General features: G+C 72.9%; 3 protein-coding genes. All 3 read left to right on the top strand.

Annotated elements, in window-relative coordinates; genetic code table 11:
- Nucleotides 1-7 precede the first annotated feature (7 nt).
- The 3 genes from ACZ6JT_RS28855 to ACZ6JT_RS28845 are packed head-to-tail and all read left to right on the top strand — an operon-like array spanning nucleotide 8 to nucleotide 20,074.
- The gene (locus ACZ6JT_RS28855) at nucleotides 8-17,590 is read left to right on the top strand and encodes an amino acid adenylation domain-containing protein (protein WP_469214144.1); all 17,583 of its coding nucleotides are present in this window, start codon (nucleotides 8-10) and stop codon (nucleotides 17,588-17,590) included.
- Nucleotides 17,591-17,592: 2 nt separating this feature from the next.
- Nucleotides 17,593-18,825: a cytochrome P450 gene (locus tag ACZ6JT_RS28850; RefSeq protein ID WP_469214143.1), complete on the top strand. Its 1,233-nt coding sequence runs from the start codon at nucleotides 17,593-17,595 to the stop codon at nucleotides 18,823-18,825.
- 46 nt (nucleotides 18,826-18,871) lie between these two features.
- Nucleotides 18,872-20,074, top strand: a complete 1,203-nt coding sequence (locus tag ACZ6JT_RS28845; RefSeq protein ID WP_469214142.1) for a cytochrome P450 — start codon at nucleotides 18,872-18,874, stop codon at nucleotides 20,072-20,074.
- Nucleotides 20,075-20,148 lie beyond the last annotated feature (74 nt).

The following is a 20,148-nucleotide window of genomic DNA, read 5'->3' as shown; positions in this document are numbered from 1 at the left end:
GATCCCGTTGTCGTTCGCACAGCGTCGGTTGTGGTTCATCGACCGATTCGAGGGACCGTCGGCGACGTATAACGTCCCCTTCCTCGTGCGGTTGACCGGCGAGCTCGACCGGACCGCCCTGCAGTCCGCGGTGCGCGATGTCGTGGCACGGCACGAGAGCCTCCGTACGCTCATCGTGATGGACGAGCAGGGCGTGCCCTCGCAGCAGGTGCTGCCGGTGGCCGAGGCACTGCTCGACGTACCGCTCGTCGAGGTGGCCCCCGACGGGGTGGACGAGGCCGTCTTCCAGGCGGCGCAGTACACCTTCGACCTGTCGGCGGAGATACCGGTCCGCGCGACCCTGCTGCGCTCCGGCGAGCGGGAGCACGTCCTGCTCCTGCTGGTCCACCACATCGCCAGCGACGGCGAGTCGATGGAGCCGCTCTCCCGCGACCTGGCCACCGCGTACACGGCCCGGCTGTCCGGCGGGGCCCCGCAGTGGGCGGACCTGCCGGTGCAGTACGTCGACTACACGCTGTGGCAGCGCGAGCTGCTCGGCGACGAGAACGACCCCGACAGCGTGGTCTCCACGCAGGTCGCCTACTGGCAGGGCGAGCTGCAGGGCGTTCCGACCCCGCTGCGCCTGTCCTCGGACCGCCCGCGCCCGCCGGTGGCCAGCCACCGCGGTGACACGGTCGGCTTCCCCATCGACGCCGAACTGCTCGCGGCCGTCGAGGCCCTGGGCCGCGAGCGGGACATGACCGTCCCGATGGTGCTCCAGGCCGCCCTCGCCGTGGTGCTCCAGCACCTGGGCGCCGGCCACGACATCGCCATCGGCTCCACCGTCGCGGGCCGCACCGACGACGAGCTCGCCGACCTGGTCGGCTTCTTCGTGAACACCTGGGTGCTGCGCACGGACCTCTCGGGCGCCCCGAGCTTCGACGGGGTGCTGGAGCAGGTCCGGCAGAAGGCGCTGACGGCGTACGACAACCAGGACGCCCCCTTCGAGCACCTGGTGGAGGTCCTGAACCCGGAGCGGTCCACCGCCTACCACCCGCTGTTCCAGGTCATGTTCACCTGGGAGAACGACGCCTGGATCGAGCTGGACCTGCCGGGTCTGGAACGGGCCCGCTTCGAGGTGCTCGCCACCCCGACGGCCAAGTTCGACCTGGAGTTCAACTACTTCTCGGACCCCGAGGGTCCGGGCATGCTCTGCTACCTCGAATACGCCACCGATCTGTTCGACCGCTCCACGGCGCAGTCCGTCGTCGACCGCTACCTGCGGGTCATCCGCGAGGTCGTCGCCCGCCCGGACCGGCCGGTGGCCTTGGCGCCAGTCCTCGACGACGCCGAATGGGACACCGTCGTACGGAGGTTCAACGACACGGCGGCCGACCTGCCGGAGCTGACGGTCGCCGAGCTGTTCGAGCGGCAGGCCGCGGCCACCCCGGACGCGGTCGCGCTGGAGGCCGGGGACGAGATCCTCACCTACCGCGAACTCGACGCGCGGGCCTCGCGCGTGGCGCGGGAGCTGGCCGCGCGCGGCGTGGGCGCCGAGACGCTCGTGGGCGTGGCGCTGCCGCGTACGGCCGACCTGGTGGCCGGGCTGCTCGGCGTGCTCAAGGCCGGTGGCGCGTACCTGCCGATCGACCCGAGGTACCCGAGCCGGCGGCTCGACTTCATCCTGGAGGACGCGGCCCCCGGGCTGATCCTCACCGACGAGCAGACCGTGGGCGTGTTGCCGAAGACGCGGGTCCCGCAGCTGTTCCTGGGCGACATCGACTTCGGGGACGCGCGGGACGCGGAGCCCGCCGCCGCCACCGCGGGCCGGCCCGGCCAGGTCGCGTACGTCATGTACACCTCCGGCTCCACGGGCACGCCCAAGGGCGTGGCGATCACCCACGCCAACGTGGTGAACGACGTGCTGGGGCTGGCCTCGGCGATCGGCGTCGGCGCGGGGACGCGCGTGCTCGCCGGCACCTCCGTCAACTTCGACGTGTCCGTCTTCGAGCTCTTCGCCACCCTCTGCTCCGGCGGCACCGTCGAACTGGTGCGTGACGCCCTGGTGATCGGCGAGCGCGGCGGCTGGAACGGCGGCGTGATCAGCACCGTCCCGTCCGTCTTCGCGGAACTCCTCGGGCAGGTCAACGGGAACATCGGCGTCGACACCGTGGTCTTCGCCGGTGAGGCCCTGCCCACCTCGCTGGTGCGGCGCGTCCGCGAGGCGATCCCCGGGGTCCGCGTCGTCAACGCCTACGGCCAGAGCGAGTCCTTCTACGCCACCACCTTCGCGCTGCCCGCCGAAGAGGAGTGGGACGGCTCCGGCAGCGCCCCCATCGGCGCCCCGCTCGACAACGTCCGCACCTACGTGCTCGGCCCGGGCCTGCGGCCCGTCCCCGTCGGCGTCGTGGGCGAGCTGTACGTCGCCGGCGAGATCGGCCGCGGCTACCACGGCCGCGGCGCGCTGACCGCCGACCGCTTCGTCGCCGACCCGTTCGGGCCGGCCGGCTCGCGCATGTACCGCACCGGTGACCTGGCGCGCTGGAACGCCGCCGGACAGCTGGAGTACGCCGGCCGTGACGACGCGCAGATGAAGGTGCGCGGCTTCCGCATCGAGCCCGGCGAGATCGAGGCCGTCCTGACCGCCCACCCGGGCGTGGCGCAGGCCGTGGTCACCATCCGCGAGGGCCGCGGCAGCAAGCAGCTCGTCTGCCACGTGGTCCCGCTGGAGGCCGACCAGAGCGGCTTCGGCACCGTCGCCAGCCTCGGCGACCTCGACGTCGACCTGACCACCAGCGTGTCCGTGCGCGAGCTCCGGCGCTTCGCCGCGGGCCGGCTGCCCGAGTTCATGGTCCCGTCCGTCTTCGTCATGGTCGGCCGGCTCCCGCTGACCGCCAACGGCAAGCTCGACCTGGCCGCGCTGCCCGAGCCCGACTTCAGCGGCGGCGAGTACCGTGCCCCGCGCAACGCCGCGGAAGAGGTCCTCGCCGCGGTCTACGCCGAGGTCCTCGGCCTCGACCGGGTCGGCATCGACGACGACTTCTTCGCCATCGGCGGCGACAGCATCCGCTCCATCCAGGTCGTCTCCCGCGCCCGCGCCGGCGGCGTGGAGGTCAGCCCGCGCCAGATCTTCGACCACCGAACCGTCGCCGAACTGGCCGCGGTCGCGGTCGTCGGGGTCGCGGCGGGCACCGGCCCCGTGCTGGCGGAGCTGGAGGGCGGCGGCGTCGGCCGGATGCCGCTGCTGCCGATCGGCGAGTACCTGCTGGAGCTCGGCGAGGGCATCGACCGGTTCGCCATGTCGATGGCGGTCGAGCTGCCCGAGGGCATCGACCGGGCCGCACTGGCCGCCACCCTCGGCGCGGTGCTGAACCGCCACGACGTCCTGCGGTCCCGTCTGGTCACGGGCGGCGTCGACGGCGCCGGTACCGACGGCGCGGACCGCGCCGGCCTGGAGGTCGGCGCGCCCGGCTCGGTCGACGCGGACGCGCTCATCCACCGCGTCGAGTGGGACGGCCGCCGGGACGAGCGGTGGTTCGAGACGGCCGCCGCCGAACTGGACGCCGCCACCGGCCGGCTGGACGCCGCGGCCGGAGTCATGGCGCAGTTCGTCTGGTTCGCCGCGCAGGAGGGCGCCGGCCGGCTGCTGCTGGTCCTCCACCACTTCGTCGTCGACGGCGTGTCCTGGCGCATCCTGCTGCCGGACCTCGCCACCGCGTGGGAGCAGGTCCGCGAGGGCCGCACCCCCGAACTGCCCGAGGTGGGCACCTCGGTGCGCCGCTGGGCCCACGCCGTGTCCGAGGAGGCGTCGTCGCCCGAGCGCGTCGCCGAACTCGCCCTGTGGCGCTCGGTCGTCGCCGGCCCCGACCCGCTCCTGGGCTCGCGGGCCCTGGACCCCGCCGTGGACGTCATGTCCACCGTGGACCACACCTGGCTCAAGCTCCCCGTGCCGGTCACCGAGACCCTGCTGACCACCCTGCCGGCCCGCTTCCACGGCGGTGTCAACGACGGCCTGCTCGCGGCGCTGACGCTGGCCGTCGCCCAGTGGCGCCGGGCCCGCGGCATCGACGAGTCCTCCGCCCTGATCCGGGTCGAGGGACACGGCCGCGAGGAGGGCGTCGCCCCCGGCGCCGACCTGTCGCGCACGGTGGGCTGGTTCACCACCATGTACCCCGTCCGCCTGGACCTCGCCGGAATCGACCTCGACGACGCCCTCGCGGGCGGCGCCGCCGCGGGCTCCGCCGTCAAGGCGGTCAAAGAGCAGCTCCTGTCCCTCCCTGACAAGGGCGTGGGCTACGGCCTCCTGCGCCACCTGAACCCGCAGACCGCCGAGGTGCTGCGCCGGTACCCCACCGGCCAGATCGGCTTCAACTACCTGGGCCGCTTCTCCTCCTCCGCGGACGTGCCCGAGGACCTGCGCGCTCAGGGCTGGACCCTCGCCGAGGGCACCACCGAGCTGATCGCGCAGCCCGACGGGCGGATGCCCGCCCTCTCGACGCTGGACGTCGGCGCGCTCGTCACCGACACCGAGCAGGGCCCGCAGCTCACCGCCCGGCTCGCCTTCCCCTCGGGCCTGCTCCCGGCCGAGGACGTCGAGGAGCTCGCCGAACTGTGGAGCACCGCCCTCCAGGCCCTGGCCCGGCACGCCGCCGAGCCCGCCGCGGGCGGGCTCACCCCCTCCGACGTGCCGCTGGTCCGGGCGACCCAGGGCGAGATCGAGGCCTGGGAGGAGCGCTACCCCGGCCTGCAGGACGTGTGGCCGCTGACCACGATGCAGGACGGTCTCCTCTTCCACGCCCAGCTGGCCGGCTCCACCTTCGACGCGTACCAGATGCAGCTGGTCTTCCACCTCGCCGGCGAGGTCGAGCCGGCCCGGATGCGGGCCGCCGGCCAGGCGCTCCTGGACCGGTACGCCAACCTCCGCGCCGCGTTCGTCTTCGACGCGGCGGGGGACCGGGTGCAGGTCGTACGCGACCGCGTGGAGCTGCCCTGGCAGTACCTCGACCTCAGCGGGTTCGGCGAGGAGGGCCGCGAAGAGGCGCTGAAGCGCTTCCTGGCCGAGGACCACGACTCGCACTTCGACCTGACCCGGGCCCCGCTCGTGCGGATGTCCCTCGTCATGCTGGCCCCCGACCGCTGGGAGCTGGTCTTCACCGCCCACCACGTCCTCTTCGACGGCTGGTCGATCCCGGTCCTCATGCAGGACCTGTTGCGGCTCTACGGATCCGAGGGCGACGCCTCCGCGCTGCCACGGGTGCCCGGCTACCGCGACTTCCTGGTGTGGCAGGCGGGCCAGGACCGCGAGGCCTCGGCCCGCGCCTGGGCCGCGGAACTCGCCGGGGTCGAGTCCCCGACCCTGATCGCCCCCGAGGCCGGCGCCGCGTCCGACCCGGCCGGCATCGGCCAGATCGACATCCCGCTGTCCGCGGACGCCGCCCGCGACCTGGGCCGGCGCGCCGCCGAACTGGGCCTGACCCTCAACACCCTCGTCCAGGGCACCTGGGCCCTCGTCCTCGCCGGGCTCACCGGCCGCCAGGACGTGGTGTTCGGCGCCACCGTCTCCGGCCGCCCGCCCGTCGTCCCCGGCGTGGACTCGATGGTCGGCCTGTTCATCAACACGCTGCCCGTCCGGGTGCAGTGCGGACCCGGCGCCACCCTCGGCGAGCTGCTGCGCGACCTGCAGAACCGGCAGAGCGCCCTGCTCGACCACCACCACCACGGGCTGCTGGACATCCACCGCTCGATCGGCCTGAACGTACTCTTCGACACCCTCGTGGGCTTCGAGTCGTACCCGATCGACGGCGTCGCCATCAACGAGGCGAACTCGGCCGCGGGCATCTCGATCACCGGCATCAGCCCGCTCAGCGGCGCCCACTACCCGCTGGTCGTGATGGCCTTCGCCGACCCGCACCTGCGGGTGGCGCTCCAGTACCAGCACCACCTCTTCGACCCGGAGACCGTCGAGGGCATCGCCGCCCGGTTCGCCCGGATCCTCCAGCAGCTGGTGTCGGACCCCGACACCCGGGTCGGCTCCGTACACGTCCTGGAGCCCGCCGAGCGCGAACGGCTCCTCGGCACGTTCAACGACACCGCCGTACCCGCCCCGGGCAAGACCGTCCCGGCGCTGTTCGAGGAGCAGGCCGCAGCGACCCCGGACGGGATCGCCGTCGCCTTCGGCGCCGAGAACCTGACCTACCGCGAACTGGACGCCCGGGCCAACCGACTGGCCCACGTCCTAGCCGCGCGCGGCGTCGGCCAGGAATCCGTCGTGGGCGTGGCCCTGCCGCGCTCCACGGAGCTGGTCGTGGCCCTGCTCGCCGTTCTCAAGGCGGGCGGCGCCTACCTGCCGGTGGACCCGGAGTACCCGGCCGAGCGCATCGAGTTCATGCTGGGCGACGCCGCGCCGACCCTGCTCCTGACCGACTCCGAGATCGTCGCGGGGCTGCCAGGCGGCACCTGCCCGTACGTGGTCCTGGACGACGCGGACACGGCCCTGGCCGTCGCCGCGGCCCCCGCCGACGCCCTGCCGGCCGCCGCCCACGGGCGCGTCGACCAGCTCGCGTACGTGATGTACACCTCCGGCTCGACCGGCGTCCCCAAGGGCGTCGGCGTCACCCACCGGGCCGTGTCCGGCCTGGCGCTGGACCGCCGGTACCGCGGCGGCGCCCACGAGCGGGTCCTCGTGCACTCCGCGCAGTCCTTCGACGCCTCCACCTACGAGCTGTGGGTCCCCCTGCTGGGCGGCGGCACCGCCGTGGTGGCTCCCGTCGGCAAGCTGGACGCCGGCGTGCTCGCCGCGGTCATCGCCGAACAGCGGGTCACCGCCCTGTGGCTGACCGCCGGTCTGTTCAAGGTGATCGCCGACGAGAACCCCGAGTGCCTCACCGGGGTCCGCGAGGTCTGGACCGGCGGTGACGTCGTCTCCCCGGCCTCGGTGACCCGGGCCCTGCGGGCCTGCCCCGGCCTCAAGGTCGTCGACGGCTACGGCCCGACCGAGACCACCACCTTCGCCACCAGCCACCCGATGCCCGACCCCGAAGGGGTCGGCGAGCCGATCCCGATCGGGCGCCCGATGGACAACATGCGGGTCTACGTCCTCGACGCGGGCCTGCGCCCCACGCTCCCCGGCGTCGCCGGCGAGCTCTACATCGCCGGCGCGGGTCTCGCCCGCGGCTATGCCCACCGGTCCGCGCTGACCTCCGAACGCTTCGTGGCCTCGCCCTTCGGCGAGCCCGGCGAGCGGATGTACCGCACCGGTGACGTGGTGGCCTGGACCCCGGACGGCGAACTCGTCTTCCGGGGCCGGGTGGACACCCAGGTCAAGATCCGTGGCTTCCGCATCGAGCCCGCCGAGGTCGAGGCCGCCCTGGCGGCCCACCCCGGCGTCGCCCAGGCCGTCGTCACGTGGAACGAGGACCAGGCCGGCGAACGCCGTCTCGTCGGCTACGTCGTCCCGCGCGTGGACGGCTCCGACACCTCCGGCGCCGCCGAGCAGGTCGACGAGTGGGAGGAGATCTACGACGACCTCTACGCCGTCTCCGACGCGGCCTGGGGCGAGGACTTCACCGGCTGGAACTCCAGCTACACCGGCGGACAGCCCATCGCGCTGGACGAGATGGCCGTGTGGCGCGACGCGGCGGTGGAACAGATCACCAACTGGTCGCCGCGCCGCGTCATGGAGATCGGCGTCGGCACCGGCCTGCTGATGTCGCAGACCCTCGGACAGGTCGAGGAGTACTGGGGCACCGACATGTCGGCCGCGGTCATCGACCGGCTGCTCGTCCAGGTGGCGCAGACCGGCTTCGGCGACCGCGTGCACCTGCGGCACCAGAACGGCGACGACATCTCCGGTCTGCCGCGCGAGCACTTCGACCTCGTGGTCATCAACTCCGTCGTGCAGTACTTCCCCGACGCCGAGTACATGGACCTGGTCCTGGCCAACGCGATGGAACTGCTGGCCCCCGGCGGCCGGATCCTCGTCGGCGACGTCCGCAACGCCGCCACCCTGCGGCTCTTCCGCTCCGGCGTACAGCGCGCGCTGCACCCCGAGGCCTCCGCCTCGGTGAGCCGCGCCGCGGTCGCCCGCGCCATCCTCATGGAGAAGGAACTCGTCCTCGACCCCGAGTGGTTCACCCGGTGGGCCGAGCGGCACGGCGCCGGCGGCGTCGACATCCGGCTGAAGGCCGGCCGTCCGCACAACGAGCTGACCCGCCACCGCTACGAGGTCCTGCTGCACAAGGCGCCCGTGGCCGCGCTCCCGCTGGGCGAGGTCCCGGCCCGCCAGTGGGGCCGCCAGGTCGACGACCTCTTCGGCCTGGAGGACTTCGTCCGCGCGGGCGGCGAGCAGCCCGTACGCGTCACCCGCATACCCAACGCGCGGCTCGCCGACGAGGTCGAGTCCGCCGCGGCCGTGGGCGTGATCTCCGCGCCCGCCGCCTCCGGCCCGGTGCTCGACCCGCAGGATCTGCGCGAATGGGCCGCCGAGCGCGGCTGGGGCGTGCTGCTCACCTGGTCGGCCGCCGCAGCCGAGTGCTTCGACGCGGTCTTCTTCCCGGCCGGGCCCGTCACGGACCAGGTCCTCACCGGCGGGTTCACGCCCTCGGGCCGGGCCGACCGGACGCTGGCCAACGAGCCGGCCGCCGCGGGCCGGATCGGCACGCTGGTGGGCGCCCTGCGCGGCTACCTGAAGGACCGGCTCCCCGAACACCTCGTGCCGTCCACCGTCGTCGCCATCGCCGAGGTGCCGCTGACCCCCAACGGGAAGCTGGACCAGCGGGCCCTGCCCGCCCCGGACTTCGCGGCGGCGGCCACCGGCCGGGCCCCGCGCACCCCGCAGGAAGAGGTCCTGTGCGGCCTGTTCGCGGCGGTGCTCGGCCTCGACCGGGTCGGCATCGACGACGACTTCTTCGCCCTGGGCGGCCACTCCCTGCTGGCCACCCGCCTGGTCAGCCGGATCCGCCAGGTCCTCGACGTCGAACTGCCCATCCGCGTCGTGTTCGAGGCGCCCACGGTCGTGGAGCTGGTCGAGCACCTCGCCGCCGGAGCGCCCGTGCGGCCGCCGCTGCGGCGCGCCGCCGAGCGCCCGAACTCCGTACCGCTGTCGTTCGCCCAGCGCCGCCTGTGGTTCATCGACCGGTTCGAGGGCCCCTCGGCCACCTACAACGCCCCCTTCCCGCTCCGCCTGACCGGCGAGCTGGACCTGCCGGCGCTGGAGGCCGCGCTGCGCGACGTCGTGGCCCGCCACGAGAGCCTGCGCACGCTGATCGTCGAGGACGCCGACGGCGTCCCGGCCCAGCACGTCCTGCCGGCCGACGCGGCACAGCTGCACGTCCCGCTCGTGGAGGTGGCCCCCGGCGGCCTGGCCGACGCCATGGCCGAGGCCTCCGCGCACCTCTTCGACCTGGCCACCGAGATCCCGGTACGGGCTCCCGTGCTCCGGCTCGGCGCGCAGGAGCACGTCCTGGTCCTGCTGATCCACCACATCGCGAGCGACGGCTCCTCCATGGCCCCGCTGGCCCGCGACCTCGCCACCGCGTACGCGGCCCGGAAGGAGGGCGGCGCCCCGCAGTGGGCGGAGCTCCCGGTCCAGTACGTCGACTACACGCTGTGGCAGCGCGAGGTGCTCGGCGACGAGGAGGACCCGGCCAGCGCGCTCGCCGCGCAGGTCGGCTACTGGCGCGGCGAGCTGGCGGGTGTGCCGCAGCCGCTGCAGCTCGCCTCCGACCGCCCGCGCCCGGCCAAGGCCTCCCACCGCGGCGACGCCGTGGAGTTCGCCCTGGCCCCCGAGGTGGCGGCCGCCGTCGAGGACCTGGCGCGCCGGCACGGTGCGACCTCCTCGATGGTGCTCCAGTCCGCCCTGGCCGTGCTGCTGCACGGGCTCGGCGGCGGCGACGACCTGACGATCGGCTCCCCGATCGCCAACCGCACCGACGAGGCCCTCGCCGAACTGGTCGGCTTCTTCGTCAACACCTGGGTGCTGCGCGTCGACCTGTCGGGCAACCCCGCCTTCACGGAGCTGCTGGAGCGGGTCCGGGGCAAGTCCCTCGCCGCGTACGACAACCAGGACGTCCCCTTCGAGCGGCTCGTGGAGGTGCTGAACCCGGAGCGCTCCACCGCCTACTCCCCGCTGTTCCAGGTGATGTTCGCCTGGCAGAACTTCGCCCGGAAGGACTTCGCCCTGCCGGGTCTGCAAGTGGAGTTCGAGCGGGTCCGCACCGAGACCGCCAAGTTCGACCTGTTCTTCAACATGGCCGACCTGCCCGGCATGGGCGTGGTGGGTCTCCTGGAGTACGCCACCGACCTCTTCGACCGGGAGACGGCCCAGGCCGTCGCCGACCGCTTCGTACGGGTGGTGGGCCTGCTGGCCGCCGCCCCCGAGCAGCGGGTGTCCGCGGTCGAGCTGGTGGACGGCGCCGAGCGCGAGCTGGTGCTGCAGGGCTTCAACGCCACGCAGCAGCCGACCCCCGAGCTGACCGTGCCCGCGCTGTTCGAGCTCCAGGTGGCGCAGCGGCCCGACGCGGTCGCGCTGGTCTGCGGCGAGGAGTCGCTGACCTACCGCGAACTGGACGAGCGGGCGAACCGGCTGGCCCGCGAGCTGGCCGGGCACGGCGTGGGACCGGAGACGGTCGTGGGCGTCGCCCTGCCGCGGACGGCGGACCTGGTCACGGCCCTGCTGGGCGTGCTGAAGGCGGGCGGCGCCTACCTGCCGATCGACCCGAAGTACCCGAGCAGGCGCCTGGAGCACATCCTGTCCGACGCGCGGCCGAGGCTGCTGCTCACGGACGCGGCCACCGCCGGCGTCCTGCCGGAGTCCGGGATCACCCGCCTGTACCTCGGCGACCTGGCCCTCGGCGGCTCCGCTGCCGGCTCCGGCGCCACCGCCCCGTCGGCGGCGCTGCTGCCCGACCACGCGGCGTACGTGATGTACACCTCCGGCTCGACGGGCGTACCCAAGGGCGTGACCGTCACCCACGCCAACGTGGTCAACGGCGTGCTGCGGCTCGCCTCCACGATCGGCGTGGACTCCGGCACCCGCACGCTCGCCGGCGCCTCCGTCAACTTCGACGTCTCCGTCTTCGAGGTCTTCACCACGCTGGCGGCCGGCGGCACGGTCGAGCTGGCCCGCGACGTCCTGGTCATCGGTGAGGGCGGCTGGACCGGCGGCGTGATCAGCACGGTCCCCTCGGTCTTCGCCGAGCTCCTCGACCAGGTCAACGGCAAGATCACCGCGGACGCGGTGGTGTTCGCCGGGGAGGCGCTGCCCGCGTCCCTGGTCCACCGGGTCCGCGAGGCCGTCCCCGGGGTCCGGGTGGTCAACGCCTACGGCCAGACCGAGAGCTTCTACGCCACCACCTTCGGGCTCCCGGCCGACGAGGACTGGGACGGCGCGCACACCGCCCCGATCGGCGCGCCCCTGGGCAACATGCGCGCGTACGTCCTGGGAGCCGGCCTGAAGCCGGTGCCCGTGGGCGCCGTGGGCGAGCTCTACGTGGCGGGCAACCTGTCCCGCGGCTACCACGGCCGCGCCGCGCTGACCGCCGAGCGCTTCGTCGCCGACCCGTACGGTGCACCCGGATCGCGGATGTACCGCACCGGCGACCTGGCCCGCAGGCGGGCCGACGGGCAGCTGGAGTACGTCGGGCGCGGCGACGCCCAGCTCAAGATCCGCGGGTTCCGCATCGAGCCCGGTGAGATCGAGGCGGCGCTGACGGCCCACCCCGGAGTGGAACACGCCGTGGTGACCGCCCAGAGCACCCCCGACGGGGCCAAGCGCCTGGTCGGCTACGTGGTCAGCTCCCCGGACTCCGGCGGCCAGGTGGACGCGCAGGGCCGGTTCGAGGCCGACATGACCTCCGGCATCACCATGCGGGAGCTGCGGCGCTTCATCACCGGCCGGCTGCCCGAGTTCATGGTCCCGGCGGTGCTCGTGCCGCTGGACCGGCTGCCGCTGGCCCCCAACGGCAAGCTGGACCGCGCGGCCCTGCCCGAGCCGGACTTCGCCGGCGAGAGCTACCGCGCCCCGCGCAGCCGCACCGAGGAGGTGCTGGCCGGGGTCTACTCCGAGGTGCTCGGCCTGGAACGGGTCGGCATCGACGACGACTTCTTCGCCATCGGCGGCGACAGCATCCGGTCCATCCAGATCGTCTCCCGCGCCAAGGCACAGGGCGTCGTGGTCAACCCGCGGCAGATCTTCGAGCTGCGGACGGTCGCCGAGCTGGCCACGGCCGCCGGCAGCCAGAACCTCGGCCCGGTCCTGGCCGAGCTGGAAGGCGGCGGCACCGGCGTCATGCCGCTGCCCCCGATCGCGAAGTACATGCTCGAACTGGGCAGCAGCTTCAACCGGTTCTCGATGTCCGCGGCGCTCGAGCTGCCGCAGGACATCGACGAGGACGGGCTCACCGCGGTCCTGACCGCCGTGCTCGACCACCACGACGTCCTGCGCTCCCGTCTCGTCCAGGGCGGCGACGGCAGCCTGGAGATCTCCGCCCCCGGCACGGTCGACGCGGCCGCGCTGGTCCGGCGGGTGGACTGCCCGGGCACCTGGGACGAGGCGTGGCTGGAGACGGCCAGGGCCGAACTGGACGCCGCCACCGGCCGGCTCGACCCGGCCGCCGGCACCATGGCCCAGTTCGTCTGGTTCGCCCCGGAGCAGGGCGCCGGCCGGCTGCTGGTGGTCCTGCACCACCTGGTCGTCGACGGCGTGTCCTGGCGCATCCTGCTCCCGGACCTCGCCACGGCCTGGGAGCAGATCGGCGCGGGCTCCGCCCCGAGCCTGCCCGCGGTCGGCACCTCCGCCCGCCGGTGGGCGCACGCGCTGCTCGACGAGGCGTCCGACCCGGACCGCATCGCCGAACTGGCGCAGTGGTCCGAGCTGCTGGACTGCAACGATCCCGTCCTCGGCGCACGGCCCCTGAACCCGGCGGTGGACGTCATGTCCACCGTGGAGACGGTCTCGCTGGAGCTCCCGGAGCAGGTCACCGAGGCGCTCCTGACCACGGTGCCCACCGCCTTCCACGGCGGGGTCAACGACGGTCTGCTGGCCGCCCTCGCGCTCGCCGTGACGCAGTGGCGCGCGGACCGGGGCGTCGAGGAGTCCTCGACGCTGATCCGGCTCGAAGGCCACGGCCGCGAGGAGCAGGTCGTGCCCGGCGCCGACCTGTCCCGCACGGTGGGCTGGTTCACCAGCATGTTCCCCGTACGGCTCGACCTCGGCGGGCACGACGTGCAGGAGGCACTCGCCGGCGGCGCCGCCGCGGGCGGTGTGCTCAAGGCCGTGAAGGAACAGCTCCTGGCCATCCCCGACAAGGGCGTCGGCTTCGGCCTCCTGCGCTACCTCAACCCGTCCACCGCCGCCGAACTGGACTGGCGGGCCACCCCGCAGATCTCCTTCAACTACCTGGGGCGGGTCGCCGCCGGCGACGGCGCCGACGGACAGCAGGGCACCGGCTGGAGCCTGGCGGCCGACGCGCTCGGCCTCGCCGCGGACCTGGACGCGGACATGCCCGCGCTCTCCACGGTCGAGATCAGCGCCTACGTCACCGACACCGAGCGCGGCCCCCGGTTCAACGCCCGCGTCTCCTACCCGGCCGGTGTGCTCACGCGGGACGAGGCCCAGGCACTCGCCGACCTGTGGGTGCGCGCCCTGGAGGGCTTCGCCCACCACGTCGCCACCCCCGGCGCCGGCGGCCTGACCCCCTCGGACGTGCCACTGGTCCGCATGACCCAGGGCGAGATCGAAAACTGGGAGGCGCAGTACCCGGGTCTGGCCGACGTCTGGCCGCTGACCCCGCTCCAGTTCGGTCTGCTCTTCGAGACCATGCGCCTGGAGGAGGACGCCTTCGACCCGCACATCGTGCAGGTGGCCTTCCACGTCCAGGGCCAGGTCGACCCGGCCCGGATGCGCGTGGCCGCGCAGGCGCTCCTCGACCGGTACGCCAACCTGCGCACCGCCTTCGTCACCGACGCGAGCGGCGACCTCACCCAGCTCGTCCTCGACGAGGTCGAACTGCCCTGGCGCGTCGCCGATCTGCGCGACCTCGACGAGGCGGCCCGCGAGGAGGGGCTGGAGCGGATCCTCGCCGAGGACCACTACGCGCAGTTCGACCCGGCCAGGCCGCCGATGCTGCGGGCCTCGCTGGTCCGGCTGGCGGAGGAGACCTCCGAGCTGGTGCTGACCGTGCACCACGCGCTCTTCGACGGCTGGTCGTTCCCCCTGCTCGTACGGGACCTCGCGTACCTGTACGCGTCCGAGGGGGACGCCTCCGGGCAGCCGCGCGTGCCCGAGTACCGGGAGTTCCTGCGCTGGCTGTCCCGGCGGGACGACAAGGCGGCAGCCGCGGCCTGGGCCAAGGAGATGGAGGGCGTCGGCGAGGCCACCCTGCTCGCCGCCGAGACCCCCGAGGACGCCGGCGACGACGCCCGCGTCGGGCAGGTCGACGTCCCGCTGCCGCTGGACGAGGCCCGTGCGCTCAAGAAGCGCGCCGCCGAACTGGGCGTGTCGATGGGCACCCTGGTCCAGGGCGTGTGGGCGTTGATGCTCGGCCAGCTCACCGGGAAGCGGGACGTGATCTTCGGAACCACGGTCTCCGGCCGCCCGGCCGAGGTGCCCGGCGTCGACCAGATGGTGGGCCTGTTCGTCAACTCCCTGCCCATCCGCGCCGAGTACGCGCCGAGTGACACCCTCGGCCAGGTGTTGAAGAACCTCCAGGAGCGGCAGACCGCGCTGCTGGACCACCACCACTTCGGCCTGCACCGCATCCAGCGGGAGGCCGGCCTGAAGGAACTCTTCAACACCATCGTGCTGTTCCAGTCCTTCCCCGTCGACAAGGAGGCCCTGGGCGCGGCCAACACCGCGGCGGGCGTCTCGTTCACCGGTATCCGCCCGTCCGCGGGCGCCGCGTACCTGGTGGGTCTGGCGGCCGACGCCGAGCCCTACCTGCGCATGATCCTGCAGTACCAGCGGCAGGCCATCAGCGCGGAGACGGTGGAGCGGATCGCCGAGCGGGTGCTGCACATCCTGCGGCAGCTGATCGCCGACCCGGAGATCCCGGTGGGCGCCCTGGACGTGCTGCACGAGGCCGAGCGCGAGCGGCTCCTCCTCGCCTTCAACGAGACGGCGACGCAGACCCCGGCCCTCACCCTGCCGGCGCTGTTCGAGCGGAAGGCCGCCGAGGCCCCGCACGAGGTCGCGGTGCTCTTCGAGGACGAGAAGGTGACCTACGGGGAACTGGACGCGCGGGCCAACCGGCTGGCGCGGGCCCTCGTCGAGCGAGGTGTCGGACCGGAGACGGTCGTGGGCGTGGCCCTGCGGCGCTCGCCGCAGTGGCCGGTGGCGGTGCTCGCCGTGACGAAGGCGGGCGGCGCCTACCTCCCGCTGGACCCGGCCTACCCGGCCGACCGGCTCACGTACATGGTCGAGGACTCGGCGATCGGGCTGATCCTGACCGACGAGACCACGGCGGACCGGCTGCCCGACCTGCCCTCGCGGCTGCTGGTCCTGGACGCCCCGGAGTTCGCGCAGTCCCTGGCCGGGACGGACGCCGCCGTGCTGACCGACGCGCAGCGGCTGAGTCCGCTCGTGGTGGCCAACACCGCCTACGTCATCTACACCTCGGGCTCCACGGGCCGGCCGAAGGGCGTGGCCGTCACGCACACCGGCTTCGCCAACATGGTCGCGGAGGTGACGGAGCTGCTCGGCATCGACGCCGGCAGCCGGGTCCTGCAGTTCGCCTCGCCGAGCTTCGACATCTCCGTCGCCGAGATGTGCATGTCGTTGTTCGCCGGGGGCGCCCTGGTCATGGCGGACCCGGACCGGCTCACGCCGGGGGCCCCGCTCGCCGAGACCGCCGACACGTACGGGGTGACCCACGCGATCCTGACGCCCACGGTGCTGGCCGCCATGCCGGCGGGCTCGCTGTCCACCGTCACCTCGCTGATGGTGGCCGGTGAGGCCACCTCGCCGGAGCTGGTGGCCACCTGGTCGGCCGGTCGCCGGATGTTCAACGGCTACGGTCCGACGGAGACGACCATCGGCGCGACGGTGAGCGAGCTCACCGCGGGGGCCGCCGTGTCGATCGGCCGCCCCATCCGCAACACCCGGGTGTACGTGCTGGACACCGCGCTGCGGCCGGTCCTGCCGGGCGTCCCCGGTGAGCTCTACATCGCCGGCGCGGGTCTGACCCGCGGCTACGTCGGCCGGTCCGAGCTGACCGCCCAGCGGTACGTGGCCTGCCCGTTCGGCGAGCCCGGCGAGCGGATGTACCGCACCGGCGACCTGGTCGAGTGGACCCGGGACGGCGAACTGGTCTTCCGCGGACGCACCGACAACCAGATCAAGATCCGCGGCTTCCGCATCGAGCTCGGCGAGATCGAGTCCGCGCTGACGGCCCACCCGACGGTGGACCACGGCGTGGTCACCGCCCGCGACAACCTGGCCGGCGACAAGCAGCTCGTCGCCTACGTCGTCCCCGCACCGGGCGAGAGCGTGGTCGCCGAGGCGCTGCGCAAGCACCTCACCAGCCGGATGCCGGAGTACATGGTCCCGTCGGCCTTCGTCACGCTGGAGAAGCTGCCGCTCACCCCGAACGGCAAGCTGGACCGGGAGGCCCTGCCCGACCCGGAGTTCACCGGCGGAGCGGACTACCGTGCGCCGCGCAATCCGCTGGAGACCACCCTGGCGAAGCTGTTCGCCGAGGCGCTCGAGCTGGAGAAGGTCGGCATCGACGACGACTTCTTCGACCTCGGCGGCCACTCGCTGCGCCTGACCCGCCTGATCAGCCGGATCCGGGCGGTCCTCGGGGCCAAGGTCCCGATCCGCGTGATGTTCGGCGCCACCACGGTGGCGAAGCTGGCCGAGTACCTGGAGTCCCAGGTCAAGACCGCCCAGGCGCCCGTCTTCGCCGACCCCTTCGCGGTCGTCCTGCCGATGCGCACCGAAGGCACGAAGCCGCCCCTGTGGTTCATCCACCCGGGTGTCGGACTGTGCTGGTCCTACGTGGGCCTCGCGCAGCTCCTCGGCGACCGGCCGGTGTACGGCATCCAGGGCCGCGGCTTCGACGGCGCGGGCCGGGCCGAGTCCACCCAGGCGATGCTCGACGACTACCTGGAGCAGATCCTGGCGGTCCAGCCGGAGGGCCCGTACCACTTCGTCGGGCACTCCACGGGCGGCACCTACGCCCACGCCCTCGCCGCGGCACTGAAGCAGCGGGGACACGAGGTGGCGCTGCTGGCCCTCATGGACAGCCCGCCGAGCGGCTGGTTCCGGCACATCGAGGACCCGGTGAACATGCCGGAGGTCCGCGAGTTCTTCAAGGAGTTCTTCATCGGCTCCGGAGTGGACGAGGACCGCGAGGCGCTGGTGGAGAACGGCAGCCACCTCTTCAAGTCGCACGCCGAGATGCTGCTGGAGTGGGACTCGCCCGTCTACGACGGCGACGCGGTCTTCTTCAACGCCACGCAGAACCCGGACGAGTCCTACGCGGCGATCTGGGCCCCGCACATCGGCGGCACCATCCACGAACACGACATCGACGCCACGCACATGGGCATGCCGAAGGCCCAGCCCGCGGCCGAGATCGCCCGCATCATCAACCTCCACCTTGAGGGGAACTGACCATGACCGGGACATCCGCCGGCGCGGACGCGAGGGAAGCGGCGGCCTTCGTCGACCGCATGGGCATCAATCCGGAGTTCTTCTGGCTGCGCGGCCACAGGCCCGAGCACCCGGTCGAGGTCAACGACTACGGCATCGTCAACGTGTACGGCTACAAGGAGGTGCTGGAGGTCGTCGGCGATCCGAAGACCTACTCCAGCGACGTCGCCGAACTGATCGCGGGCGACGTGGAGATCGACCCGGAGTTCAGCGACGGCACCCTGCTGCAGTCCGACCCGCCGGACCACACCAAGCTGCGCAAGATCATCAGCAAGGCGTTCACCCGCGGGATGGTCGCGGCCCTGGAGCCGCGGATGGTCGAGATCACCCACGAGCTGCTCGACCAGGTGTCCGACCAGGACGGCATCGAGATGGTGAACGACCTGGCGTACCCGATGCCGATCATCGTCATCTCCGAACTGCTCGGCGTACCGCAGAGCGACCGCGACCTGTTCAAGACGTGGGTCGACCGGATGGCCCACAGCGCGGTCGCCCTCACCTCCGGCGACCGCGACCTGGACGAGGACGTCGACGCCCAGGCCGCCATGCGCGTGGTCCCGGAGATGTTCCAGTACCTGCGGGAGCACGCCGCCGAGCGCCGGCTCAAGCCGCGCGAGGACCTGCTGACCAAGCTGGTCCAAGCGGAGGTCGACGGCGAACGGCTCAGCGACAACGCGGTGGTGAACTTCGCCAACGAGCTGCTCGTCGTCGGACACGCCACCACCAGCGCACTGCTCGGCAACACCCTGCTGTGCCTGGACGCCCACCCGGAGCACCTGGCCGCGGTCCGCGGGAACCCGGAGCTCACCCCCGGGCTGATCGAGGAGTCGCTGCGCTACCTGAGCCCGATCGCGACGGCCTACAAGGCCTGCGTCGCCGAGGGCGAGCTCGCCGGCGTCACGGTGCACCCGGGTCAGCTGGTCGCCATCTCGCTGTCGGCGGCCAACCGGGACGAGCGCCAGTTCACCCGCCCGCACCTGTTCGACCCGTACCGCGACCCCAATCCGCACATCGGCTTCGGCCGGGGCATCCACTTCTGCCTCGGCGCCCCGCTGGCCCGGATGGAGGGCCGGATCGCGACGGACATCCTGCTGGACCGCTTCCCGAAGATGCGGACGGACCCGGACAACCCGCCGACCTTCCTGCCGCTGCCCCACGTCATCTCGACCTCGGAGCTCCCGCTCCTCGTCCGATGAGGCGCCACTCTGCGGCCCGCGACCGGGCCACCGAAGGAGACCCCCGATGAGCACCACGACCAGCCCCCTCGCCAAGTGGGAGATGCATCCCCGGCACTTCTGGCTGCGCGGGATCCAGCCCGAGGCGCCGATCGAGTACGACCCCGAGGTCGGGATGTGGCACGTCTACGGCTACCCGGAGACGCTGGAGATCCTCAGCGATCCCGCCACGTACTCCTCGGAGGTGGCCGCGCGCTACGTCAGCCCGGAACAGGCCGCCGTCGCCTTCGACGGGAACCTGACCCAGGCGGACCCGCCGGAGCACCAGAAGCTGCGCAAGCTGGTGGGGCGCACCTTCACCCTGAAGATGGTGGCCGAGCTCGAATCGCGCATCACCGCGCTCACCCACGAGCTGCTCGACGAGGTCAAGGGCGACACCTTCGACCTCGCGGAGGCACTGGCCTACCCGCTGCCCGTGATCGTCATCTGCGACATGCTCGGCATCCCCCGCGAGGACCGCGAGCTCCTCAAGGAATGGGCCGACCAGTCGCTCATGGCGAGCACCCAGCTCACCACGCACCAGGGCGACCAGGCACAGGAGGAGTCCCTCGACACCCAGGCCGAAGCGGCCATGGCGATGGGCTTCTACATCCTCGACCTCGTCACCCAGCGCCGCGCCGAACCGCAGGAGGACCTCCTGTCCCGGCTCGTCGAGGCGGAGGTCGACGGGGAGCGACTGACCGACCGGCAGATCGTCAACTTCGCCAATCTGCTGATCTCGGCCGGCCACATCACCACCACGATGCTGCTGGGCAACACCATCCTGTGCCTGGACGCCTTCCCGGACGTCGACGCACGGGTGCGGGCGGACCGCTCGCTCGTGCCGACCCTGCTGGAGGAGTCGCTGCGCTACCTGAGCCCGCTCGCCGCGGGCTACCGGGTCACCACGCGCGACGTGGAGATCGCCGGCGTGAAGGTGCCCGAGGGCGACGTGCTGGAGGTCTGGTTCTCGGCCGCCAACCGGGACGCCCGGGTCTTCGAGAACCCGGACGTCTTCGACCCGGCCCGCACCCCCAACCCGCAGATCGGCTTCGGCCGGGGCATCCACTTCTGCCTCGGCGCCCCGCTCGCACGGCTGGAGGGGCGGATCGCCATGAACATCCTGTTCGACCGCTTCCCCAAGCTGCGGGTGGACCCGGACGACAAGCCGACCTTCCTCACCTCCCCGGAGTTCACCGGGGTCTGGAAGCTGCCGATCCGGGTGAACTAGCCGCGGCCGACGGCCGGCGGCCCGGACCCGACCGGTCCGGGCCGCCGGCCCCGTACCCGCCCCCCACGCATCCC

The organism is Streptomyces sp. NPDC046308, assembly GCF_055588065.1.
This window is presented reverse-complemented; position numbering and strand designations above follow the sequence as displayed.